This window comes from Odoribacter sp. Z80, assembly GCF_009935865.1.
Lineage (GTDB): Bacteria > Bacteroidota > Bacteroidia > Bacteroidales > Marinifilaceae > Odoribacter.
The window spans coordinates 215,727-238,698 of the sequence record NZ_QWEL01000003.1; the positions used below are offsets into that span (position 1 = coordinate 215,727).

At 42.8% G+C, this 22,972-nt stretch carries 22 protein-coding genes and 1 riboswitch; of the genes, 14 read left to right on the plus strand and 8 right to left on the minus strand.

Going from position 1 to position 22,972, the window contains the following annotated elements; all coding sequences use genetic code 11:
• Nucleotides 1-36: 36 nt before the first annotated feature.
• The 8 genes from D1136_RS04435 to D1136_RS04470 all read left to right on the plus strand — a co-directional run bounded on the left by D1136_RS04435 (nt 37) and on the right by D1136_RS04470 (nt 9,652).
• The gene (locus D1136_RS04435) at nt 37-1,326 is read left to right on the plus strand and encodes a TolC family protein (RefSeq protein ID WP_161876420.1); all 1,290 of its coding nucleotides are present in this window, start codon (nt 37-39) and stop codon (nt 1,324-1,326) included.
• Nucleotides 1,327-1,350: 24 nt separating this feature from the next.
• The gene (locus tag D1136_RS04440; RefSeq protein ID WP_161876421.1) at nt 1,351-2,388 is read left to right on the plus strand and encodes an efflux RND transporter periplasmic adaptor subunit; all 1,038 of its coding nucleotides are present in this window, start codon (nt 1,351-1,353) and stop codon (nt 2,386-2,388) included.
• An 80-nt stretch (nt 2,389-2,468) separates the two neighbouring features.
• Nucleotides 2,469-5,630 carry an efflux RND transporter permease subunit gene (locus D1136_RS04445; protein WP_161876422.1) on the plus strand — a complete coding sequence of 1,054 codons (3,162 nt, stop codon included), beginning with the start codon at nt 2,469-2,471 and terminating at the stop codon, nt 5,628-5,630.
• 71 nt (nt 5,631-5,701) lie between these two features.
• The gene (locus D1136_RS04450; protein WP_161876423.1) at nt 5,702-5,998 is read left to right on the plus strand and encodes a PG0541 family transporter-associated protein; all 297 of its coding nucleotides are present in this window, start codon (nt 5,702-5,704) and stop codon (nt 5,996-5,998) included.
• A 131-nt stretch (nt 5,999-6,129) separates the two neighbouring features.
• Nucleotides 6,130-6,594, plus strand: a complete 465-nt coding sequence (locus D1136_RS04455; protein ID WP_161876424.1) for a C-GCAxxG-C-C family protein — start codon at nt 6,130-6,132, stop codon at nt 6,592-6,594.
• Nucleotides 6,595-6,831: 237 nt separating this feature from the next.
• Nucleotides 6,832-7,743 (plus strand): YitT family protein, encoded by a 912-nt coding sequence (locus D1136_RS04460; RefSeq protein WP_161876425.1) that lies wholly within the window; start codon nt 6,832-6,834, stop codon nt 7,741-7,743.
• 74 nt (nt 7,744-7,817) lie between these two features.
• Nucleotides 7,818-8,828: an iron ABC transporter permease gene (locus tag D1136_RS04465; protein ID WP_161876426.1), complete on the plus strand. Its 1,011-nt coding sequence runs from the start codon at nt 7,818-7,820 to the stop codon at nt 8,826-8,828.
• Nucleotides 8,825-9,652, plus strand: a complete 828-nt coding sequence (locus D1136_RS04470) for an ABC transporter ATP-binding protein (RefSeq protein WP_161876427.1) — start codon at nt 8,825-8,827, stop codon at nt 9,650-9,652. The genes D1136_RS04465 and D1136_RS04470 overlap by 4 nt, the downstream gene beginning before the upstream one ends.
• Here D1136_RS04470 and D1136_RS04475 read toward each other — a convergent pair.
• The 3 genes from D1136_RS04475 to D1136_RS04485 form a co-directional block, all read right to left on the minus strand.
• The gene (locus tag D1136_RS04475; RefSeq protein WP_161876428.1) at nt 9,647-10,498 is read right to left on the minus strand and encodes a PepSY-like domain-containing protein; all 852 of its coding nucleotides are present in this window, start codon (nt 10,496-10,498) and stop codon (nt 9,647-9,649) included. The two genes, D1136_RS04470 and D1136_RS04475, sit on opposite strands and share 6 nt — an antisense overlap.
• A gap of 71 nt (nt 10,499-10,569) precedes the next feature.
• Nucleotides 10,570-11,523 (minus strand): lipopolysaccharide assembly protein LapB, encoded by a 954-nt coding sequence (locus tag D1136_RS04480; RefSeq protein ID WP_161876429.1) that lies wholly within the window; start codon nt 11,521-11,523, stop codon nt 10,570-10,572.
• Between the two features lie 107 nt (nt 11,524-11,630).
• Nucleotides 11,631-11,786 (minus strand): hypothetical protein, encoded by a 156-nt coding sequence (locus D1136_RS04485; protein WP_161876430.1) that lies wholly within the window; start codon nt 11,784-11,786, stop codon nt 11,631-11,633.
• Between the two features lie 197 nt (nt 11,787-11,983).
• A riboswitch (cobalamin riboswitch) is annotated at nt 11,984-12,189 on the plus strand.
• Nucleotides 12,190-12,540: 351 nt separating this feature from the next.
• Between D1136_RS04485 and D1136_RS04490 the strand changes: the two genes are divergently transcribed.
• Nucleotides 12,541-13,350 (plus strand): ABC transporter substrate-binding protein, encoded by an 810-nt coding sequence (locus tag D1136_RS04490; protein WP_161876431.1) that lies wholly within the window; start codon nt 12,541-12,543, stop codon nt 13,348-13,350.
• On the opposite strand, the gene D1136_RS04495 is transcribed toward D1136_RS04490, so the two are convergent.
• The 5 genes from D1136_RS04495 to D1136_RS04515 all read right to left on the minus strand — a co-directional run bounded on the left by D1136_RS04495 (nt 13,345) and on the right by D1136_RS04515 (nt 17,107).
• On the minus strand, nt 13,345-13,896 hold the full coding sequence (locus tag D1136_RS04495; RefSeq protein WP_161876432.1) for an epoxyqueuosine reductase QueH: 552 nt from the start codon (nt 13,894-13,896) through the stop codon (nt 13,345-13,347). The genes D1136_RS04490 and D1136_RS04495 overlap by 6 nt on opposite strands.
• 62 nt (nt 13,897-13,958) lie before the next feature.
• Nucleotides 13,959-14,972, minus strand: coding sequence for a hypothetical protein (locus D1136_RS04500; protein ID WP_161876433.1), 1,014 nt, complete (start codon nt 14,970-14,972; stop codon nt 13,959-13,961).
• A 26-nt stretch (nt 14,973-14,998) separates the two neighbouring features.
• Nucleotides 14,999-15,577, minus strand: coding sequence for a nicotinate (nicotinamide) nucleotide adenylyltransferase (gene nadD, locus D1136_RS04505; RefSeq protein WP_161876434.1), 579 nt, complete (start codon nt 15,575-15,577; stop codon nt 14,999-15,001).
• A gap of 27 nt (nt 15,578-15,604) precedes the next feature.
• Nucleotides 15,605-16,171 carry a guanylate kinase gene (gene gmk, locus D1136_RS04510; protein ID WP_161876435.1) on the minus strand — a complete coding sequence of 189 codons (567 nt, stop codon included), beginning with the start codon at nt 16,169-16,171 and terminating at the stop codon, nt 15,605-15,607.
• A 57-nt stretch (nt 16,172-16,228) separates the two neighbouring features.
• Nucleotides 16,229-17,107 (minus strand): YicC/YloC family endoribonuclease, encoded by an 879-nt coding sequence (locus D1136_RS04515; RefSeq protein ID WP_161876436.1) that lies wholly within the window; start codon nt 17,105-17,107, stop codon nt 16,229-16,231.
• A gap of 139 nt (nt 17,108-17,246) precedes the next feature.
• Between D1136_RS04515 and lepA the strand changes: the two genes are divergently transcribed.
• From lepA to speB, 5 genes are all read left to right on the plus strand, one after another.
• Nucleotides 17,247-19,034 carry a translation elongation factor 4 gene (gene lepA, locus D1136_RS04520; RefSeq protein ID WP_161876437.1) on the plus strand — a complete coding sequence of 596 codons (1,788 nt, stop codon included), beginning with the start codon at nt 17,247-17,249 and terminating at the stop codon, nt 19,032-19,034.
• A gap of 17 nt (nt 19,035-19,051) precedes the next feature.
• Nucleotides 19,052-19,774 carry a gamma-glutamyl-gamma-aminobutyrate hydrolase family protein gene (locus D1136_RS04525; protein WP_161876438.1) on the plus strand — a complete coding sequence of 241 codons (723 nt, stop codon included), beginning with the start codon at nt 19,052-19,054 and terminating at the stop codon, nt 19,772-19,774.
• A 35-nt stretch (nt 19,775-19,809) separates the two neighbouring features.
• Entirely contained in the window at nt 19,810-21,108 is a 1,299-nt protein-coding gene (locus tag D1136_RS04530; protein WP_161876439.1) for an amidohydrolase, read from the plus strand.
• Nucleotides 21,109-21,194: 86 nt separating this feature from the next.
• Nucleotides 21,195-22,073, plus strand: a complete 879-nt coding sequence (locus D1136_RS04535) for a DUF3078 domain-containing protein (RefSeq protein WP_161876440.1) — start codon at nt 21,195-21,197, stop codon at nt 22,071-22,073.
• Between the two features lie 31 nt (nt 22,074-22,104).
• Complete coding sequence (gene speB, locus D1136_RS04540) at nt 22,105-22,965, plus strand: agmatinase (RefSeq protein ID WP_161876441.1); 861 nt, start codon at nt 22,105-22,107, stop codon at nt 22,963-22,965.
• Nucleotides 22,966-22,972: the final 7 nt, after the last annotated feature.

Genomic DNA, 22,972 nt, shown 5'->3' on the forward strand with positions numbered 1-22,972 from the left:
TAGGAAAATAAATATAAAATCAATAATTAAAACAGAATGAAAAGAGGAGTATTAATCACATTCATGGCAATTCTTATTCCCTGGTTGCTGCAAGCACAGGAAACCCCCAATGAACCTCAAAATCTGTCATTGGAGCAAGCCGTCACTTTTGCTGTAAAATACAACAAGGAACTGCAGGTTTCCCAGAAAAATATAGAATTGAGGAACAAAATGGTTACGGAAGCTATTTCACAAGGCTTACCCCAAATTAACGCAGGTCTGGATTACGTTACCTACTTCGGAAAGAAGATGGACATTATGGGCAGTTCCATGGATATGTCCTCATCCACTTTAAACGGTAGTATTTCGCAATTGCTTTTCAGCGGACAATGGATTCTGGGTATTCAAACCAGTAAAATTGCCAAGCAGATCGCTGCGCAAGAAGTAGATTTAACCGAACTGGACATTAAAGAAACGGTATACAATTCCTATTATACGATCCTGGCCAGTGAGCGCCTCATGGAAATTGTAAAGGAAAACCTGGAGAATATGAATAAAATCCAGGCACATACCGAGAATATGTACAAAGCAGGTACGGCAGAAATCACCGATGTAGACCAAATCCGCATTACGGTGGGACAATTGAAAAACAGTTTGCTGGTTATGCAACGAACGGTGGACGTTAACTATAATCTGCTCCGCCTCCAACTTGGATTACAAGCCGGAACCCCCATTACCCTGACCGATGCTTTTGAAAAATTTCTGGAGGAAGGCAGTTTTCTCCAACTGGCTCTCCAACCGTTTGACCTGAACAAAAATACACAATATCAGCTGATGCAAACCCAGGAAGAGCTCCAGAAAAAAATGGTGGGTTTAAAAAAATGGGCCTATGCTCCTACTTTGTCAGCAAACTATAATTTTAACCACAAATTGCTGGCTCCGGGCTTCAATATGAGTTTAAAACATTCAGCCACATTCACATTGAACGTCCCCATTTTCTCCGGCCTGCAACGAAAAGCACAGTTGGACCAGGAAAAAATCACCCTGGAACAGACGGTTTTAAACAAAAGCCTACTGGAAGATCAATTGTATTTACAGGAAGAACAATACAAATTTGCCCTGAGAAATGCATTGGAAGATTATAATCTGCAAAAAGAAAACATCGAAGTAGCTAAAAAGGTATTGAACAATTACCAGTATAAATACAATGCCGGAGCTGTTTCCAGCCTGGACCTGACCCAGGCCAACAACAACTACCTGACGGCTGAAAATAACTATACTTCTGCCTGTCTGACATTGCTACAAGCCCAGACTCAATTGGAAAAATTGTATAACGAATTAAAATAAGAAATAACATAAATACAAAACACAATGATAAAGAACGTTATTTTATCTACCCTTACCATTGCTGTGTTAGCCGGATGTTCCGGAAAAAAAGACGCAGAAAAAGATGCAAAAACAGTGGAAGCGATTCCGGTGAAAATACAAAAACTGGAAAAACAGAACATTGCCCGTACTCTCGACTATACAGCGAATCTGCAAGCCGACGAACAGGTTTATTACGCACCCGCTGCGGCCGGACGAATTTCAAAAATTTATGTTGAAGTAGGCGACCGCATCAAGAAAGGACAGTTGTTGGTGGAAATGGACAGAACTAACCTGCAACAGGCTGAAGTTCAATTGAAAAACCTGGAAGCAGAATACAACCGGGCTAAAATGTTGAATGAAACTCAGAGTATCAGCAAGCAAGCATACGATGCAGCCATCACACAATATGAAGTAGCTAAAGCAAATGTGGACTTTCTGAAAGAAAATACCCAAATGCTGGCTCCTTTCAACGGTGTGGTTACCGGCAAATATTTTGAAAACGGAGAAGTATATACCGGAGCTGCTTTCGGCGGAGCTTCCAAACCTTCTATTATTGCCATTGAAAAAATCAACCCACTGAAAGCTTATGTGAATTTATCCGAACAATATTTCCTATCTGTGAAAAAAGGCACCAAAGTGGAATTGAAAAGCAGCCTTTTCCCTGACCGGGTATTTGAAGGAACTGTAAGTATTGTTTATCCGACCATTGATCCGGCTTCCCGTACTTTCACCGTAGAAGTGAAAATTCCAAACGATGACGAATCCTTACGTCCGGGTATGTACGGAACCATTAATTTCTTCATCGGTAACACGGAAACTGTTGTGGCTCCGGCTATTGCCGTACTGAAATTACAGGGAGCAAATGACCGTTACGTATTCGTGAACAAAGATGGGAAAGCCAAACGTGTACCTGTGATATTGGGCAAGCGCTTTGAGGATAAAGTAGAATTAATCAGCGACCAGATTCAGGAAGGGGATGAGTTGATTGTTGTCGGTCAGGGACGCTTAGTAGACGGCTCTCCCGTATCAGTTACCCGATAATCCCTTTAATTTATCCTTACGGTCTCCAAAAACCGTAAAGCCATAAATTATAAAATAACAGTCTTATAAATTAAAAGAATATGAGTATATACAATACAGCGGTCAATAAGCCCATTTCCACCCTCATGGTATTTATAGCCATTATGGTATTGGGTATTGCCTCTTATATACAGTTGCCGGTGGACCAGTACCCGAAAATGGACCCGCCTTATATTACGGTGATGGCAACTTATCCGGGAGCCAATGCCTCGGATATTGAAGAAAACGTAGCAAAGATTCTGGAGGACCAGTTAAACTCTGTAGATAATCTGAAAGAAATGACCTCTACTTCCTATGACAACCTGGCGGTTATCTCCTTGGAATTTGAATGGGAAGTCAATCTGGATGAAGCCTCCAACGATGTGCGCGATGCCGTGGATAAAGCTATGCAAAACTTGCCGGACGATATTGACCGTCCGACCATCATGCGTTTCAATACGTCTATGATGCCTATCCTGATTTATGCGGTGACAGCCGATGAATCTTACCCCGGTATCGACAAAATCCTGGATGATAAATTAATCACCCGCTTGAACCGTGTAGACGGAGTTGCTTCCGTCATTGTTGCCGGTTCCCCGCAACGGGTGGTATATGTGGACCTGGACCCCAATCAGCTTGACGCCTATAATCTGACACTGGAACAAATCGGTAACAAGATTCTGGCAGAAAATAAAGATGTCTCTTCCGGTAGTGTGAAAATGGGTGAAATGGACTACACCCTGCGCGTTGAAGGTGAATTCGAAGAAAGTGCCCAAATCAAAGATATTGTTTTGGGAACACAAAACGACAAAACCATTTTTCTGCACGATGTAGCCCGTGTAAGAGACACCATCAAGGACATTACCCTGGAACAAACCATTAACCGGGGAAAAGGAGGCGTTTTATTGATTACAAAACAAACCGACGCCAACGCCGTAGCTGTGGCAAAACAAGCAAAAAAAGAACTGGAATTAGCCCAGAAAGAATTGCCGCCCGACATTAAATTTCAAATCATCTCGGATAATTCAGACTTTATTGTCAAGTCCATCAACAATCTTCAGGAAACATTGATGTATGCCCTAATCTTCGTCGTCTTAGTGGTATTTCTGTTCCTGGGGCGCTGGCGGGCCACTTTTATTATCGCTCTGACTATCCCGATTTCATTGATTGTAGCTTTCATTTATCTGTTTGCGACAGGCGAATCACTGAATGTTATCTCACTGTCTTCGCTTTCTATTGCCATCGGTATGGTTGTGGACGATGCCATTGTTGTTCTGGAGAACATCACCAAACACATTGACCGGGGCAGCCGTCCGCGCGAAGCTGCCAAATACGGGACAAATGAAGTATGGCTGTCGGTTATTGTTACCACGCTGGTTACAGTAGCTGTATTCTTCCCCTTAACTTTGGTGACCGGAATGACAGGTATTTTGTTTAAACAATTGGGTTGGATTGTATGTATCACTGTTTGTACGTCCACTGTAACGGCTATTTCATTGACCCCCATGCTCTGTTCCCAGATCATGAGAATTCAGGAAAAAACCACTAACGGCAAATTCAGTTTCTATCATTTCGTATCTACCCAGCTTGACCATCTGGACGCTTTCTATGAAAAACTGATCCGGTGGGTACTTTATCATAAAACAGTTGTCATCTGTTTGATGCTCGCTTTGTTTGTCGGTTCATTCTTTTTACTCAGATTCATCAAAACCGACTTCATGCCCCAAAATGACCAAAGTTCTATGAACGTCTATGTCAAGATGCAATCCGGGCAGCGGGTGGAAGTAACCAAAAATGTAGCTTTGCAAATTGATTCCGTTATTCGCTCCCAGATTCCGGAAATTACCATCATAAACCTCTCCTATGGTAGTGAGGAAGAAGCTTCTTTTGCTTCCATGATGAACAGCACCGGTAATAACATTCTGAATATGCGTATACGTACGGTAGACATTAAAGAACGCAACCGAAGCATATTTGAAATTGCCGATCAGGTGCGCGGAATCCTGAAAAGTTTCCCCGATGTTCTGCAATACACTGTCAGTACTTCTTCCAGTGGCGGTTCTATGGGCGGAAACTCCGTAGACATTGAAATTATGGGTCATGATTTCAATACCACGACCCGTTTGGCTCACAGCATTGCCCAGCAAGCCCGTAACATCCCAGGTGCTGAAGATATTAAAATCAGCCGGGATGAAGATAAATCGGAGTTGCAGGTCGTTCTTGACCAGGACAAACTGGCCCGCCACGGTCTGACCACCAGCCAGGTAGGTAGTTATCTGCGTAACCGTATCTATGGATTCAGAAACAGTAAATTCAAAGAAAACGGAGAGGAGTATGACATTATTGTCCGTTTGGATGAAAAATACCGTTCTTCCCTGACTGAAGTGGAAAATATCCAACTGATTGACGGACACGGTCAAAAAATACGTCTGAAAGAATTAGGCGAAATCAAGGAATATTTCTCTCCACCTAATATCGAACGTAAAAGTAAACAGCGTTTGCTGAAAGTATCCATTACTCCGGCAGCCGGTGTCGCCCTTGGAGATATTGCCCTCGGAGCACAAAACATCATCAACAACATGGAGGATGTACCTCAGGATGTCACCATGTATATCGGAGGTAGTTATGAAGATCAGCAGGAATCTTTCTCTTCTCTGGTGTGGTTATTGTTATTATCGCTGATGTTGGTCTACATTGTGATGGCTGCTCAGTTCGAATCTTTCAAAATGCCGGTTATCATCATGCTGGCTATTCCGTTCGCCTTCACCGGTGTTATTCTGGCATTGCTGATCACCAACACTACATTAAGTATTGTTGCGGCCCTTGGAGCAGTTATGTTGGTAGGTATTGTAACTAAAAACGGTATCGTACTTATCGACTTTATCAACCTGATGCGGGAACGGGGAGTACGCTTGTATGACGCCATCGCACAAGCTTGCCGCTCTCGTCTGCGTCCGGTGTTGATGACCTCTCTGACCACAATCCTGGGTATGGTGCCGATGGCTATCAGTGCCGGAGAAGGTTCCGAAACCTGGCGTCCTATGGGGGTTGCCGTAATCGGCGGTATGGTGTTCTCTACAATCATCACGATGATTATCGTTCCTGCTGCTTATGCTGCCATGGATAAGAGCGGTAGCCGGAATAAGAAAAAAGCACTTGAAAAACAATTCAAGTTTATGAGTGATTTCGATCCGGAAAGAGACCTACCCCAAAAAAGTAATTGACCATTCCAAATTTACGATAACAGATTTTAACCGGTCTGTTATCGTAAATCATAAATCAAAAAGCAATCAAAATGAAGAAAGCAGTATTTATTACATACAACCAGGCTTTAACAGAAAGGGTGGCTTATATCCTCGAAAAACTGCAAATCCGTGGATTCACCCAATGGCCTTTAATTAACGGGGCGGGAACGACTGACGGTGAACCCCGTATGGGAAGCCACACATGGCCGGAAATGAACTCGGCCACCCTCACCATCGTAGATGAAGAAATGGTACCTCTTCTTTTAAAATACGTGAAAAAGTTGGATGAAGTAAACAAAGAGAACGGTATCCGGGCTTTTGTCTGGGACATTACGGACATGTATTGATTATCCATACCGGGAAATGACAAAGAAAGTGCTGACAGTCTCCGACAGTCAGCACTTTTTTTACGGCCTCTGGACAAGAAAAGAAGTTTTATTATTACTTTTACCTCTGGAAATCATTAATTGCCTCTACCATGGAAGACCGTATTCAAAAAGCTGTCGAACTCTTTAAACAAGGTTACAATTGTTCACAATCCATATGTGCAGCTTTTGCAGATATGTATGGTTATACAGAAGAACAGGCACTCCGTATGTCGGCTTCTTTCGGAGGAGGAATCGGCCGGATGCGAATGACCTGCGGTGCTGCCTGCGGTATGTTTATATTAGCCGGATTAGAAACCGGATGTACAGATGGCAAAGATAAAGATGGCAAAGAAGCAAACTACAGACTTGTACAACAATTGGCCGATGAGTTTGCCCACCGAAACGGTTCTTTAATCTGTGCGGAATTATTAGGATTAAGCAAAAAAAAACATGACGACCCTGTACCAGAAGCCAGGACGCAGGAATATTACAAAAAACGTCCCTGTACCAAAACCATAGAAGAAGCTGCCCGTATCTGGGTCCAATACCTCAAATCTTCTTCCAACGGGCAATAAAAATGGTATACGGATATTTAAGAATCTCTCTTCACAAACTTCAAACGTTTCCGAAAAGGAATCCGGATTTTGTATAAATATGTGCGATTTTGTATGAATATGCAAATAAAATTTTATGCATAATTCTAATAATCAATCAGATATTCCGTTTTCAAAATTTGGGATATGCTAAGAAAATGCCAAAAACAATTTATAATTTTGGCTGTGCAAAATCATAAACCTTAATCATTATTCAGCATGGGATTCGTTACCAAAGAAAAACTTTTTTCCAAAGATTTTTTTATCACCTACGCCTGGTTGTTAGGCGGATGTTTTGTTTTCGCATTAGGAGCAGTCATGTTTGCAGAGCCTTACGGTTTTGCTCCGGGAGGGACATATGGTTTATCTATGGTATTCCATCATTTGTGGGGATGGGAAACTGAGGTTGCCGCATTATGCATGGATATTCCTTTGTTGTTGCTGGGTATTTATTTTCTGGGGGGTATGTTCGGTGTAAAAACCATTATCTGCACTTTTGCCATTCCGGCTTTTATGTGGCTTATCCACCAAACTTACGGTTATGCAGCCTTGCTGGAACCGGAAATCACAGAACGGAGCCTATTGAACGAACAATTGTTATCCGCCATCTTCGGAGGCATCGTATACGGAGTGGGTATAGGTATGATTTTTAAAGCCCGGGCTACTTCCGGCGGGTCAGACATTATTTCCATGATTCTAAACAAATATACCCATATCTCTTTAGGGACTTTGGTTATTATCGTTGATTGTACCATCACGCTGACTACGGTTGTCGCTTTCGGAGACTGGCGCCTGCCCATGTATTCGTGGATTATCGTTTTTATTGAAGGCAAAGTCATAGACCTTGTCATAGACGGAGCTACCGTCCATAAGACCCTGATGATTGTCACAGACCAATACGAAACGGTAAAACAGGTTATCCTTAATGATATCAACCGGGGAGCCACTTTATTGCCTGCTGTCGGCATGTATAAAGGAGAAAAACGGAACATGATTTATACTGTCCTCACCCGCCGGGAAATGATGGTACTCCGTCACCGCATTGCAGAAATTGACCCCGACGCTTTCATTAATATCATGGATTCCAAAGAAATTCTGGGAAAAGGTTTTAAATCTTTACAAGAAGACTAATCCGTACTTTCTTGTGTTACAACATACGGATTTCGGGGTGAATTGGTATATTTGCACAACGGAACCGGTTTTGTATGCAGAAAAAATATTACAGGTGGCTTTTATTCCTGGGCATTCTCTTGTGCCTGACGGGAACAGCGGTAATGCTGGCTTTATGTATCGGCGAAATCAACTATTCCCCCAAAGAACTGTTCCACATATTATGCGGAAACGGGAATGACATCCGGGCCGAAATCCTCTGGAAATTAAGATTTCCCCGGATATTGCTGGGAATGATTGTGGGAGGTGCGCTCAGTTTATCAGGAGCCATTCTGCAAGGCATTTTCCGGAATCCCTTAGTGGAACCTTATACTTTAGGTATTTCCGGAGGTGCTTCTTTAGGCGTTGTTTTCATCATTGTTTTCTCCCTTGAATTCATGTGGGGAAGCCTGACCCTACCGCTATCCGGATTTCTTGGAGCCTTAGGAACCCTTATCCTGATCTACCTGATAGCGATGAAAAAACGCTCGGTACAAATCAAAACCTTACTTTTAACAGGAGTGATGATTAGTTTCCTGTCCTCTTCCGTGATGATGCTTATGCTTTCAATTACCCGCGTAGATAAATTAAAAGGTATCATGTTCTGGATTATGGGAGGCCTGAATGAAACAAATGGTTTTCTGATCGGGGCTGTCGGTGTAATAGCTATTCTGGTCCTCCTCCTTTCCATAGGATATGCACCCACCCTAAATGTCATGCGTTTAGGCATGGAAAGAGCCACACAGTTAGGAGTCAACACAGAGAAAAGCGTACGCATTCTGTTTATTTTCAGCTCTCTCTTAACCGGCATTTGTGTTTCCGTAGCCGGAGTCATCGGTTTTGTCGGCTTGATTATTCCCCAATTAATACGGTATATTGTAGGAACAGACTACAGAATTTTATTAATCAGTTCTTTTCTCGGCGGTGGTATCTTTTTAGTGTTATGTGACATTCTGGCCCGAACCCTCATCGCTCCGAATGAGCTTCCGATTGGCGTCATTACCGGAATCACCGGAGGCGTCCTTTTTATTTTAGTGATGGCCAGAGGAAACAAAAACTCAGTATGAAAGCGGAATCATCAGCTATAAAAGTAAAAGGACTCAGTTGCGGCTATGGAAATAAATTCCATATTACTGATATCCATTTTGAAGTTCCGGTCGGATGCTTTACTTCGGTTATCGGTCCGAACGGGGCTGGTAAAACCACCCTGTTCCGGGGAATATCGGGGTTATTGCCTGCAAACAAAGGCTCCGTGGAAATCGAGCATACCGAACTCTCCCGAATGTCACACAAAGAACGGGCCCGAAAAATAGCCATTGTCAATCAAACGGTCGAAGCCGGAAATATGACTATGGAAGATTATGTCCTGATGGGGCGTATGCCTTACCGGAGCCCTTTTCAATTCTTCGATACCCCGGAAGATTACGCCATAGCTGAAGAAAATATGCGTCTGACAGGGACCTGGAATAAAAAAGACAAATTCATGAACCGGCTGAGCGGAGGAGAACAGCAACTGGCTGCCATCGCACGGGCACTGACTCAAAAAACCAATATCCTGCTACTGGACGAGCCTACAGCACACCTGGATATTTCCCATCAAATGAAGGTTTTGAACCTAATTCAGCGGCTAAACAAAGAGAATCACCTCACCGTTCTGCTCATTATTCATGACTTAAACCTGGCCAGTGAATACAGCGACCACCTGATTCTGCTAAACAAAGGAAAGATTTTTACCCAGGGGACACCACAGGAAGTACTGACTTACGACCACATCGAGGAAGTATACGATACGATGGTCGTCAGCCAGCCCAATCCCATTTCCGGCAAACCCTTTATTTTTCCCGTGTCTGCCAATGCACTTGAATCTTCGCGTAAATCAAATACTTTATAAAACGATATTCCCTTCCCCATCAATGTTTAACGTCATGTCACGGCCAGGTGCCACTGTCTCTTTTAACACAAAATGATACCATCCCCGGGAAGGATATTGCTGGTAACTCACTGACTTCACTGTAAACATATCATAAGCCGGATTATCCAAAACGCTCTTTACGACCTGAGGCACTTTTTCCAGCAATACCGGCCATTCCGTATATTGCCAGGCCATAGTGCTGTTAAAATACACTTCCTTCACCGTTTCTCCATCCAATAAATTCACAACATAAGAAGCATCCGATAATTTTCCAACTTCGGTTATATACCCGTTTTTATAAGAAACAGAAATAAAACTACGAATAGCCTGCGGCACATCATTCCCATCAAAATCTGCAATAACATCCCAATGCCGGAAAATATCCTGGTCCGTCCACAGGGTCACTTCTTCTTTGCCTTGCTCCAGCTCTACCCCATACCAATCAGGATAATCCAACCGTTCCAGTACAGTCGCATACATCTCCGGACGCCAGGTGGCAGGCGGATAATTCAGATTATTGGCAACATACTCTTTTACCTCTACAGGTAAAGTAGTATAAACAACTGAATGTTCGGATTGCAGCCATTTCCCTGAAGCATTATACCATGCTTCATATTCCACCTGATTCAGGGTAAAATCCACCTGAGAAAAACTTCCCTTTTTTTCCCATTTCACATTGGCCGCTGCCGGATATTTCGCCAGAAATGCCCGTTCTACAACAGGAGTAGGAAATCCGGGATTTCCGTTATCATCGGAATTACTACTTCCACAGGCTGTTGCCAAGGCCACTATTAAAGCTCCAAAAATAAATCCATTTGTTTTCATATATTTTATTTTACTTTTCAATATATAACGTAACAAATGGATAAATGTTTGTTTTAAAACGAAACGAATAGTTAAAGAGGCCGGTTTTTATACATATCTTCAAAATTGGAATAAGTACCATTGATTTTCCGGGCTTCCTCCCCATCCGGATTCAGCTCCATTGCTTTCTTCATATCTTCAAAAGAACCGTTTTTATCTCCTTTCATCAGCCGGGCCCGTCCCCTTTCGTTATAGGCTTTTGCAAAATCAGGTTTTAATTCGATAGCTTCGTCAAAAAGAGCAATGGCCTCATCCGGTTGTCCCCACGCCATATAAAGGTTTCCCAATTGTAAATAGGCCTGTTCATTAAAAGGGTTCAGTTCCGTTACATACCGATAATCTTTTTCGGCTGCCTTACCATCACCTAAAGCTTCCTGTAAACGTCCCCGAACCAAATAAGCATTTTCCTCTTCCGGTAAAAGCCCTACCACTTTCTCCGCATCCTCCATCCCATCTTTATAATCCTTTGTGTCAAACATCACCTCCGCCCTCAATAAATGAGCTTCTGCAAAATTTTCTTTTAAACGGATGGCTTGTGACAGACTTACAATAGCCCCCAACCAATCGCCGGCAGCCTTTTGGGCCTTTCCTTGCAAAAAATAGGCAGTCGCATCAGCCGCATCAAGCATTACAGCTCTCTCACAATCAGCAATAGCCTCTGTATAGTTTTCAGTTACAAAGTTCAAATTTGCCCGCAACAACAACACAGGAACATTTCCGGGTTCAGCCTCCACCAAGCGTCCGGCCACAGAAATAGCTTCTTCCATACGGTCCTCCCGGGTATAAGCATGTACCAGATTTTCCAGTACTTCCCCATCTTCCTGCAGCTTCAACGCTTCATTAAAACAACGGATGGCATAAGTGTTCTTTCCCATTTTTAACGCCTTGATACCATCATATTTCAATACATCAAAATTGCGTGCCGCTTTTTCTTCCGCTGAAGTTTCCGTTTCACCGAAAAAGAGAGATTTAAAAAAATTAGCCATAATCTTTGCTTTACATTCAAATAGCAAAAATAATATTTTTCTCCTAATCCTCTCCGGGATTTCTTATTCAGGGACATAGATAACCTCACCGTTTTCCAGTTCATCGGTCAATTTGTCCAATTCGCCCTGGCGATGTTCCCCATCGAAATCGTCTGGAAATTCACAAAAGCCACCCGTATCACACTGAACCAGGTGACATAGCTCCGTCTCCCCAGGAATAGGACCATCAGCACGGCCGAAATCAGTATTACTTTTTTCTTCATTTTCATTTGCTTAAAATTTCAATAAATCTGCCGGCATGAATGCCCGCCTCCCCAGCGCCTTCATGCCGGCAGTCAAAAATATATTACCACGCAACTGCTAACAATACCTAAAAATCGTGAATTCTTTCGGAGAAATTTCCCATGAATGAAGAAAAGCATTTGAAAATAAAAATCTGTTTCGATTTTTCAATTATTTGCCTATCTTTGTCAGGATTGGTTTTCCTACTGCCATTCGACAGAGGAAATAAAAGGGAATCGGGTGAAAATCCCGGACAGGCCCCGCTGCTGTAAATCTCAATACAAAGCGTCCGGACAATACTCCTGCCACTGTCTGCTTATGCACGACGGGAAGGCGTCCGAACCGAGACAAGTCAGAAGACCTGCCAATCATAGCAACCGTCTGTGCTCTCGCGGACTTAGAGCCGGACACCTGCACTTATATATTTACTGTACTGTTAAAAACACCGGAAATGGAAATCAACAGGAAGTTATATTGTCAAAAGTGGCCGGCAATATAGCGTTGATTTTCATTTGAAGGATCCGTTTACCGCATCCTGCCGGTGTTTTTTTTCAAAATCTGAAAAAAGAAATCACAGGCCGGTTAAAACCTGTGACTTCGCAACTATAAATTAATCAATAAAACGCTCCTGATTTCGATATGACAAAAATAGAGTAAAAACGAAAATCCTTAAATCCCTTGAAGTAGGTATTTTTTACTTTATCATGATTTATCTGTTTAAACTGAACTCCCAATATGAAAATACGTTGCAGCTTCCTTAGTTTCATTGTCTTGGCTTTTTTCTGCTACAAACTCCCAGCTGAAAATTATCGCCGTATCATCTCCCTGGCACAGTCCGTCACCAACAACCTCTATCTCTTAGGAGCTCAGGACAAACTCATCGGATGTACCAAATATTGTACAATCGCCCGAAAAGACAACATCCCGATTGTTGCGGACGCCCTGACGGTGAACATCGAAAAAGTAGTCAGCATGCAACCTGATTTAGTCATTACCTCGGGACTTACTCCTCCCCGGATTTTAAATGCTATAGAAAAAATGGGAATTCGTACTTTACGTTTCCAACCACCACGGGATTTTGAAGAACTTTGCCAGCAACTGGAAAAACTGGGAGAACTCTGTGACAAAACCGAAACTGCCCGGCAATATATCCGCGAGAGCCGCGAACGCTTGACACAATTACCCCAGCCTATGAAAAACAAAACCGTTTTCATGGAACTTGGCAACAATCCCCTGTATTCGGTTTTACCAGGAAGTTTTATGAACGACTATATTACACTTCTGGGCGGACAAAATATCTTCAATGACTTAACAAACGATATGGTGTCCAAAGAAACCGTTCTTCTGAGAAATCCGGATATTATTATAGTTGTCTCCATGAACGGAGCAGGAAGGCAAGAAATCGAATCCTGGAAACAATATACACATCTCCGGGCTGTCAGCCATAACCGCTTATTCCTGATTGACGCAGAAGAAGCATGTGTCCCGACGCCGGTCACTTTTATAAACGTCCTGGAAAAATTAATTCAGGATTTAAAACTATAAATCCCCGTTCTTCTTCGGAATGGAAAATTCACAGCCGCAATATTGCTGATTATAAAAACCGTTTTCAGCTAATAAAGCCCGGCGACGCTCACTCAGGCCATCTTTACGCCAATTTTTTTCCAAAAACTCCACTCCTTCAAATTGAGAAGCAGCCCAATGCCCGGCCTCTGCAATCTGTTCCAGGCTTTTCCAGCGCGAAGAAGCCAGTGTGGTGGCAAAATACCCCAAATGACGTTCAGAAGCCAACCGCGACGTTGCCAGCAAACGTACCTTAAAACACTGTAAACAACGCTTTCCCCGCTCCGGTTCATTTTCCAATCCCCTGATGTCTTTTAGCCACTTTTCATGACTGTAATCACCGTCCACTATCTCCAACCCTAAAGTCTGAGCATAACGGGTACATTCAGATTTACGAATATGATATTCCTCCAAAGGATAGATATTCGGATTAAAATAATACAATACCGGCCGAACATCATTCTTCATCAGCCACTCTATGATAGCTGCAGAACAAGGTGCGCAACAGGTATGAAGCAATAAATCCATCGGAAACAAATTTTAACCCTACAAAGATAAAACCTTAGGACCGAATAAAGAATTACCGGCGTTTAATTTCTCCTGCGCTTTCCTCGTTTATACAAACCATGCTGAATAACAGAACGCCCCGGATTCACTAAATAAGTTAAATCCAACAAAGGAATACAGGCGAATCTTGTCCGGTCGCCCACATTCATATAAGCCCCCTTGGCGGCCACAGATATACCCAAACGACGCGATACATAAGCCGTCAGCCTGAGATTAGCCTCCGCCGCATATTCTTTCTTTAAATCCAAAGAATAAAATAACCCATTGAGGCTATAATGAAACCGCTTCCCCATATATGAATCAAACTGTAATCCGCCATAATACAGCACTTGCCCATCCAATAAACGGGTATGGTAAAGTAAATGAGCATAATCAAATGAATGCACATCAGCATTCCTCCTTCCCAGATAAAATTCAGTACCGATTCTCATGGTAAGGATTCTTTCCGGCGGCGGATCAGGACATCCCCATACCTTCGGATTCATCAGCCAGGAAAACAGAAATTCATGACGCATGGCAAACCCATGTTCTATTTTAACAGAATCCGGAACCAATGATTTAAAACCCGTACACTGTAAAATCTTCAATCCGGGATAGGTATAATACAAAGAGTGTTCAGAAGCCAAAGCAAAACGCTTATTTGCCCACCAAAGGTGTTTCAATCCGATATTGGGCAAAATAGGTTCCTCCGCTATCCGGAACAATAATTCCGTCTTGCGGGAAAAACCAATCCTGCTCGGATTAACAAGGCTGATCTCGGCAGCATCGGAAGGCAAAATGCCTGCTGTACCAGTATGCCAGGAAGAAATTTCAGGAAAACCTTTACTCTTATCCGGAATTTTCCGGGGATTCCATCTCAATTCCGTATCAGGCACTTTCTCGACACGCTGTTTTTTGGCCTGCCGTTCCAGTGCTTTCTGTTCCTTTGTTTTCGAAGGTAGTTTCCGTTGAGCATCCACTTCTCCTATCCCGATGCACAAAACCAGGACAAGACATATTCCTGCTTTCATTCCACAACAAAAACTCAAATCAATCATTCTATTGGATAAATTCATATTCCCTGTCAACAAAGTAAATCTCTGTAATATTTTTCAGTCTTACCAACAATTCCTTGCGGTACAAACTCTGAAATATTCTCCCCTTTCCTTATTTTTTCCCGGATTTCGGTGGAAGAAATTCCGGTCATGGGGGCATCTACAACTTTAACTCCGGCCTCCAAAGGATTTATAAACGTATTTCCCGGCCTGGGGTAAACAAATACAGGGCATTCCGATATAATCTGCCGGTAATTTTTCCACTCATGAAAATGGAGCAAATTATCTTCTCCCATAATCAAAGCGAATTTTTCTTCCGGATAGTCTGTCTTCAAAACCTGCAAGGTCTGGTATGTGTAAGAAGGACGTGGCATAAAAAATTCCACATCGGAAGCCTTCATTCGCTTTTCTCCCCTGATGGCCTCACCAACCAATTCCAAACGTTTTTTTTCATCCAGCAGTGTCACATCTGTCTTCCAGGGATTCAAAGGAGATACCACAAACCAAACCTGTCCGCAATGTCCTTCATCCAATAAATACCTGGCAATAGACAAATGTCCGTTATGAACCGGATTAAAAGAACCAAAAAAAAGTCCCACTGAAACCATAGAACATCCTGTATTCAAACCACGAACTTACTGCTGTCCCAGGAAATTCTTCACTTTTTCCTCCGCCTCACTCAACGCCTCTTCCAGACAGTCATTCACAATAACGGTATCAAACTGAGGCGCAAAACCCATTTCGTATTCCGCCTTAGCAACCCGTTGTGCAATCTTATCCAAAGCATCCGTACCCCGTCCAATCAAACGTTGTTCCAATACAGCAACAGAAACAGGCTGAATAAAAACAGACAATGCTTCGGGTCCAAACTTTTTCTTTAAATTAACCCCACCAACTACGTCTACGTCAAATATAACAGCGTTACCCCGATTCCAAATCCGTTCTACCTCGCTTTTTAAGGTTCCGTAATAACATCCCGGATAAACTTCTTCATATTCGAGAAAGTCACCTGCAGCAATACGGCTTTCAAACTCCGTCTGAGTAAAAAAATAGTATTCTTTGCCATTTTGTTCTTCCCCACGGGGAGCACGACAGGTTGCCGAGATTGAAAACTCCAATCCCAAATGCCTCCCTAACAAATAATTTATAATCGTACTCTTACCCGCTCCACTCGGGGCAGAAAAAATAATTACTTTTCCCATAAATTTCATAATTAAAGGCCGTTTCCCATATTCTGTCACATCTCCATGTGGCAATAACTAAAGGACATTTAAACTCTGTTCCTTAATCTTTTCCAATTCATCTTTCATCCCAACCACTAATTTCTGAATATCATGGTCATTGGCTTTAGAACCCATGGTATTGATTTCACGCCCGATTTCCTGAGCTATAAAACCCAGTTTCCGTCCGGGTGCTTCTTCCTTTTCCACGGTTTCCAGAAAATATTTACAATGATTTGCCAAGCGGACCTTTTCCTCCGTAATATCCAATTTCTCCAGATAATAGATAATCTCCTGTTCCAGACGATTCTGGTCTATATTTTTCACATCTGTCCATTCGCTGATTTTCTCCTGTAATTTCTGGCGGATTATTTCAACTCGCCTCACTTCAAATTGAGGCACTTCAGATGCCAGTTTCTGAATAAGTTCTATCCGGTGATTTATATCTTTAATTAAAGCTTTTCCCTCCTGAATACGAAACGCATCAATTGCCTCCAGAGCTTTCTCTATCCCAGCTTTCAACATCCCCCATTCCTCTTCATTCAGTTCCTCAGCTTTCTGTTGCAAAGTATCCGGGAAACGCATCACAGATTGCAACAATTCATTCCTATCGGGCTCGATGCCCAATTGTCCGGCAAGAGCCAGCATCTGATTAAAGTATTGCATGATTACAGAACTGTTAATCATCACATCCTTATCTGTTTCTGAGTTATCAAAATAGATACACATATCTATCTTACCTCTCTCCAGTTTGTCCTTCACCATTCCCCGGATTTCCATCTCTTTTTCTTTATAAAGATTAGGAATCCGCAAGCTTAAATCCAGTTGTTTTGAATTTAAACTTTTCATTTCAATAATAATTTTTTTAGTTCCGGTTTCTACCGTAGTTTTTCCAAAACCGGTCATTGATTTTACCATGATGTTTATTTTTGATTCTTCTGCAAAAGTAACGATTTGTTCGTAAAATTTCGATTCATCTTTCAACCTATCCTTCCCATTTTCCCGATTTCGCTTTTTTTTCTATCTTTATCCCCGAATTAAACTTGAAAATAAACAGATGGAAAATATACGCAACTTCTGTATCATTGCACACATCGACCACGGGAAAAGCACATTGGCAGATCGTTTGCTGGAGTACACCGGAACAGTAACCGGGAAAGACCTTCAGGCGCAAGTGCTGGATGATATGGACCTGGAACGCGAACGGGGCATTACCATCAAAAGCCATGCAATCCAGATGGATTATACCTATCAAGGGCAAAAATACGTCCTAAATCTGATTGACACCCCGGGACACGTTGATTTCTCCTATGAGGTATCCCGCTCTATAGCTGCATGTGAAGGAGCATTGCTCATCGTAGATGCAACCCAGGGGATTCAGGCTCAAACCATCTCCAATTTATACCTGGCCGTAGAAAACAATCTGGAAATCATTCCGGTATTAAATAAAATGGACATGCCTAATGCCATGCCGGAAGAAGTTAAAGACCAGATTGTCGAACTTTTGGGTTGCAAACGGGACGACATTATCGAAGCCAGCGGGAAAACAGGTCAGGGAGTTGAAGAAATATTACATGCTATCGTTGAACGCATTCCTCATCCGGAAGGATTCCCTAACCAACCTTTACAAGCACTGATTTTTGACTCGGAATTCAATTCTTTCCGGGGCATTATTACCTATTGCCGAATTATCAACGGAAGTTTACATACCGGCGACCTGGTAAAATTCGTCAATACTGGCAAAGAATATACAGCCGATGAAATCGGAGTATTACGCTTGAAACCGGAACCCCGGGCAACTCTGGAAAGCGGAAATGTAGGCTACATCATCTCCGGCATCAAAACTTCGTCGGAAGTGAAAGTGGGAGATACCATTACCCATGTTCATCAACCCTGCGATGTGGCCATTGACGGATTTGAAGAAGTAAAACCTATGGTATATGCGGGAATCTACCCCATTGAATCCGAAGACTACGAAGACTTGCGGGCTTCCATCGAGAAATTGCAGCTCAATGACGCCTCCCTGACTTTTGAACCGGAGTCGTCGGCAGCACTTGGTTTTGGCTTCCGCTGCGGGTTTCTGGGTATGCTACACATGGAAATTATCCAGGAGCGCTTAGACCGGGAGTTCAATATGAATGTCATTACCACCGTTCCCAATGTTATGTATATGGCACACACAACGAAAGGAGAAGTGTATGAAATGCACAATCCATCGGACATGCCGCCTGCAAGTACACTGGATTTTATAGAAGAACCCTTCATCCGGGCCCAAATCATCACACCGGCAGATTATATCGGGCCCATTATGACCCTTTGCTTAGGTAAACGGGGTATATTGATTAACCAGCAATATCACACCGGCAACCGGATTGAAATCACCTATGAAATGCCATTAGGAGAAATCGTATTCGATTTTTACGATAAACTCAAAAGCATCACCAAGGGATACGCCTCTTTCGATTATTACCAAATCGGCTACCGGAAAGCGAACTTAGTAAAACTGGATATTTTATTAAACGGCGAATCTGTCGACGCTTTATCAGCCTTAATCCATTTCGACAATGCCTATGCTTTCGGACGACGAATTTGTGAAAAACTGAAAGACCTGATCCCACGCCAACAATTTGATATTGCCGTACAGGCGGCAATCGGAGCCAAGGTTATTGCCCGCGAAACCATCAAAGCCGTTCGCAAAGATGTCACTGCCAAATGTTACGGGGGTGACATTTCCAGAAAACGAAAACTATTGGAAAAACAAAAAGCAGGAAAAAAACGAATGAAACAAATCGGAAACGTAGAAGTTCCGCAAAAAGCATTCCTGGCCGTACTGAAATTAGATTAACCTGCCATAAATGTTTCATGAATCCGGTTATTGGTATCAGCACAAATTTCCTGACCGTAGAGAAAGGAAAATTCCTCGGGATGGAGCGTATCTTTGTTAACAAAGATTATGTAGATGCAATTGTTCAGGCAGGAGGTTCTCCGCTCCTGTTACCACCTTTGGAGAATCCGGATATAGTCCGGCAATATATCGGACTTTGTGATGGCTTCATCCTTGCCGGAGGTGGAGACATTAACCCGATTCTTTATGGCGAATCCCCTCATCCGGCGTTGGAAGAATTCCATACTGCACTTGACCGTTCGCAATGGCTTCTGACAGAAGAAATCCTGAAAGCCGACAAACCTTTATTGGCCATCTGCCGCGGCATGCAATTGTTAAATGTAGTACAAGGTGGTACCCTCTGGCAAGACATCGCTGCCATAGATCACCCGGTCATGCTGCATAGTCAATACGGTCCCCGCGCAGACATATTCCACCCGGTCCGGATTACTCCCAACACCAGGACAGAACAGCTATTCGGAGAAAAAATCGACGTAAACAGTTTTCATCATCAGTGCCTGAATAAATTAGGAAAAGACCTGATAATTGCAGCCGTAGCACCCGACGGCATTTGTGAAGCCATTGAAATGCCGGGCCGCCGTTTTGTTATAGGCATACAATGGCATCCGGAAATGCTGCTCAACACTTCCTGTCAAATGTCACCGTTATTCCGTGAATTGATTCGTTCTTGCCTTACTTAACAAACAGAGGAGTTGATAAAACCAATCATCATATCATGTCTAAAAAACTCATCTATAACGCCCATATCATCACCATGAATGCCAGCCTGGAAATCATTCCAAACGGTTGCATTCTTATTGAAAACGGAAAAATCAAAAACATCTGCTCCGGACAATTGAAAGATCCGGATGCAGAACTGATTGACGCCCAAGGCATGTTTGTTATGCCCGGTTTCATCAACACACATACACATATCCCGATGACTATGTTACGCGGATATGCCGATGATCTGCCCTTACATACCTGGCTCACCGAACATATTTTCCCGGCGGAAGCCCGGTTTGTGACTCCGGAAAATGTACGTATCGCCACCCGGCTGGCTTTGATTGAAATGATTAAATCGGGCACCGTATGCTTCAATGACATGTACTTTTTTGAAGACGTCATTGCCGAAGAAGCAAAAAAAGCTGGCATCCGCGGAGTGTTAGGAGAATCTTTAATTGATTTTCCTACTCCGAGCTTCCATACAGTAGAAGAAGGATTGGCATTAAGTAAAGCATTGATTTGCAAATGGCAGGGAGATTCACTCATCCATCCGTCCGTTTGTGCCCACGCACCTTATACCTGTTGCCGGAAAACATTACAACAGGCAAAACAACTCGCTGACCAATCCAATACTATCCTTCAGATTCATATAGCAGAAACCCGCAAAGAAGTTGATGACATCACCGCTCAAACAGGAATGCCACCAGCTGAATATCTGCATTCAATCGGGTTACTGGACCGGAATGTCATCGCTGCCCATGGCGTATGGCTAAACCCGCAAGAAACAGAATTATTTGCTTCGACACAAACTTCTATCGCCCATTGCCCCAAGAGCAACCTTAAACTGGCCAGTGGTATTGCCGATACATACAGTTACCTCCAGGCCGGAATTACAGTCAGTATTGGCACTGACGGGACAGCCAGTAACAATACATTGGACATGACAGAAGAAATGCGGTTTGCCGCCCTGCTTCCAAAAGTAAAACACGATGACCCTGAGGCCGTAAACGCCAGAACAGCTCTACAAATGGCAACGATTAACGGAGCCAAAGCCTTAGGCCTGGAACAAATCACCGGTTCCTTGGAAAAAGGCAAAAGTGCAGATCTAATTTTCATCCATGCCGACTCTTCCAATATGCTGCCTGTCTATGACGAATATTCTGCCATTGTGTATGCCATGAACAGTAAAAACATCCGCTCTTCCATGGTAAACGGAGAATGGCTCATGCGTAACCGCGAACTTTGTCACTTAGATAAAAACGAAACACTGGAAGCGATAAAACAATTGGCTTCAACCATCAAACATTAAATACTTTTCAGCGGATTTCATTCCTGAATTGTGAATTTATGTGTTTATTTATTAATTTCGCGCACAAAATCAAAATTCACAATCCAATGAAAACTTCTGTTATATTTATTCTTTTATTGGCTGCCTTCGCGCACTCCACACAAGCTTCCGCACACTTCAACCGGGACTCCAGCTGGACTTACGGAGGAAATACAGGAATCAACCTCAATCAAGTAAGTTTGAGCAACTGGGCTGCGGGTGGCGAGAACGCAATCGGCTTTGATATACTGTTCAATTACAGTGCCGATTACAAAAAAAACAAACACCTCTGGCAAAATCGTTTAGAAATGGCCTACGGTCTGAATCAAACAGAAACGAGCGGGACCAAAAAAACAAATGATAAACTTTACTATTCTTCGACCTACGGTTATGAAATGACCAGAAATTTGTATCTGAGTGCCTTGTTAAATTTCAACACTCAATTTGCCAAAGGATATGATTATAAGTCAGAACCCCGTACTTATATTTCACGTTTTATGTCACCGGGGTATGTTATCACCGGTTTAGGTATCACGTGGAATCCCAAAGCCTGGATTACTGCAACCTTGTCAGCCATTTCCTGGAGAGGAACTTTTGTCGATAGCAGAATCCTTTCCTCTGAAGGAGCCTTCGGCGTAGAACCCGGAAAACACCTTTTCTCAGAAATGGGTGGTAACCTGAAAGTGGAAATGAAATATGAATTTCTGAAAAACATGACCATCTATTCCCGCGTAGACCTTTTTTCCAATTATCTGGAAAAACCCAAAAACATTGATGTCCGTTGGGATGTTCAGTTAAACATGACGGTAAATAAATGGTTCTCAGCCAACATCACAACAAACATGATTTATGATGATGACACCAAGATATTACAAAAAGACGGAAGTAAAGGTCCCCGGCTTCAATTCAAAGAAAGCTTAGGCATCGGTTTTCAAGTAAACTTCTGATATTTTAAATCAATTATTAAACACAAGCATCATGGAAAAAACATGTTACGGAGATTTTGAAGAAAAATACCGGGATTATGAAACAGCAGAAATTGCCATTTTACCAGTACCCTATGACGGAACAAGTACATGGTTAAAAGGTGCGGATAAAGGCCCGCAAGCTATACTGGAAGCCTCTCCTAACATGGAATTCTATGATATTGAAACAGATTCCGAGGTATATACACATGGCATTGCCACTCTGGAGCCGGTTACAGAGGATGCTTCTCCCGAAGCAATGGCCGAAGAAGTGGAAAGAAGAGTGGATGCGATACTCGCAGACAAGAAATTTCCGGTCTTATTAGGTGGGGAACATTCCGTCAGTATCGGAGCCTTCAAGGCAATAGCCAAACATTACGACACATTCTCCATCCTTCAATTGGATGCCCACTCCGATATGCGGGACGAATACGAGGGTTCACCCTATAATCATGCCTGCGTCATGGCCAGGGGAAAAGAAATCACGGAGAGCATCGCCCAGGTTGGCATTCGCAGTACCGCTTCAGAGGAAAAGCATAATATTGAGCCTGGCCGTATTTTTTATGCTCATGAAATTAAAGAAACGGGAAATTCCACCTGGATGTATGAAGTATCTCAGAAACTGCATGACAATGTTTATATTACAATCGACCTGGACGTTCTGGACCCTGCCTACATGCCGTCAACAGGAACTCCGGAACCGGACGGTCTCACTTATCGGGAAATTCTTAATTTTCTAAAACTGATAAATGCCCGGCATAATATTATCGGCCTGGATGTCGTTGAATTGTGCCCGAACGAAGTGAACAAAGCTCCCGATTTCCTTGCTGCAAAATTAATTTACCAAATTCTGAGCATTCGCTTTAAGTCATAAATGATTG

What these genes read in the sequence shown, in the direction of transcription:
- D1136_RS04435 (WP_161876420.1), top strand. Translation starts at nt 37, where the DNA reads ATGAAAAGAGGAGTATTAATCACATTCATGGCAATTCTTATTCCCTGG.
- D1136_RS04440 (WP_161876421.1), top strand. Translation starts at nt 1,351, where the DNA reads ATGATAAAGAACGTTATTTTATCTACCCTTACCATTGCTGTGTTAGCC.
- D1136_RS04445 (WP_161876422.1), top strand. Translation starts at nt 2,469, where the DNA reads ATGAGTATATACAATACAGCGGTCAATAAGCCCATTTCCACCCTCATG.
- D1136_RS04450 (WP_161876423.1), top strand. Translation starts at nt 5,702, where the DNA reads ATGAAGAAAGCAGTATTTATTACATACAACCAGGCTTTAACAGAAAGG.
- D1136_RS04455 (WP_161876424.1), top strand. Translation starts at nt 6,130, where the DNA reads ATGGAAGACCGTATTCAAAAAGCTGTCGAACTCTTTAAACAAGGTTAC.
- D1136_RS04460 (WP_161876425.1), top strand. Translation starts at nt 6,832, where the DNA reads ATGGGATTCGTTACCAAAGAAAAACTTTTTTCCAAAGATTTTTTTATC.
- D1136_RS04465 (WP_161876426.1), top strand. Translation starts at nt 7,818, where the DNA reads ATGCAGAAAAAATATTACAGGTGGCTTTTATTCCTGGGCATTCTCTTG.
- D1136_RS04470 (WP_161876427.1), top strand. Translation starts at nt 8,825, where the DNA reads ATGAAAGCGGAATCATCAGCTATAAAAGTAAAAGGACTCAGTTGCGGC.
- D1136_RS04475 (WP_161876428.1), bottom strand. Translation starts at nt 10,498, where the DNA reads ATGAAAACAAATGGATTTATTTTTGGAGCTTTAATAGTGGCCTTGGCA.
- D1136_RS04480 (WP_161876429.1), bottom strand. Translation starts at nt 11,523, where the DNA reads ATGGCTAATTTTTTTAAATCTCTCTTTTTCGGTGAAACGGAAACTTCA.
- D1136_RS04485 (WP_161876430.1), bottom strand. Translation starts at nt 11,786, where the DNA reads ATGAAGAAAAAAGTAATACTGATTTCGGCCGTGCTGATGGTCCTATTC.
- D1136_RS04490 (WP_161876431.1), top strand. Translation starts at nt 12,541, where the DNA reads ATGAAAATACGTTGCAGCTTCCTTAGTTTCATTGTCTTGGCTTTTTTC.
- D1136_RS04495 (WP_161876432.1), bottom strand. Translation starts at nt 13,896, where the DNA reads ATGGATTTATTGCTTCATACCTGTTGCGCACCTTGTTCTGCAGCTATC.
- D1136_RS04500 (WP_161876433.1), bottom strand. Translation starts at nt 14,972, where the DNA reads ATGATTGATTTGAGTTTTTGTTGTGGAATGAAAGCAGGAATATGTCTT.
- nadD (WP_161876434.1), bottom strand. Translation starts at nt 15,577, where the DNA reads ATGGTTTCAGTGGGACTTTTTTTTGGTTCTTTTAATCCGGTTCATAAC.
- gmk (WP_161876435.1), bottom strand. Translation starts at nt 16,171, where the DNA reads ATGGGAAAAGTAATTATTTTTTCTGCCCCGAGTGGAGCGGGTAAGAGT.
- D1136_RS04515 (WP_161876436.1), bottom strand. Translation starts at nt 17,107, where the DNA reads ATGGTAAAATCAATGACCGGTTTTGGAAAAACTACGGTAGAAACCGGA.
- lepA (WP_161876437.1), top strand. Translation starts at nt 17,247, where the DNA reads ATGGAAAATATACGCAACTTCTGTATCATTGCACACATCGACCACGGG.
- D1136_RS04525 (WP_161876438.1), top strand. Translation starts at nt 19,052, where the DNA reads ATGAATCCGGTTATTGGTATCAGCACAAATTTCCTGACCGTAGAGAAA.
- D1136_RS04530 (WP_161876439.1), top strand. Translation starts at nt 19,810, where the DNA reads ATGTCTAAAAAACTCATCTATAACGCCCATATCATCACCATGAATGCC.
- D1136_RS04535 (WP_161876440.1), top strand. Translation starts at nt 21,195, where the DNA reads ATGAAAACTTCTGTTATATTTATTCTTTTATTGGCTGCCTTCGCGCAC.
- speB (WP_161876441.1), top strand. Translation starts at nt 22,105, where the DNA reads ATGGAAAAAACATGTTACGGAGATTTTGAAGAAAAATACCGGGATTAT.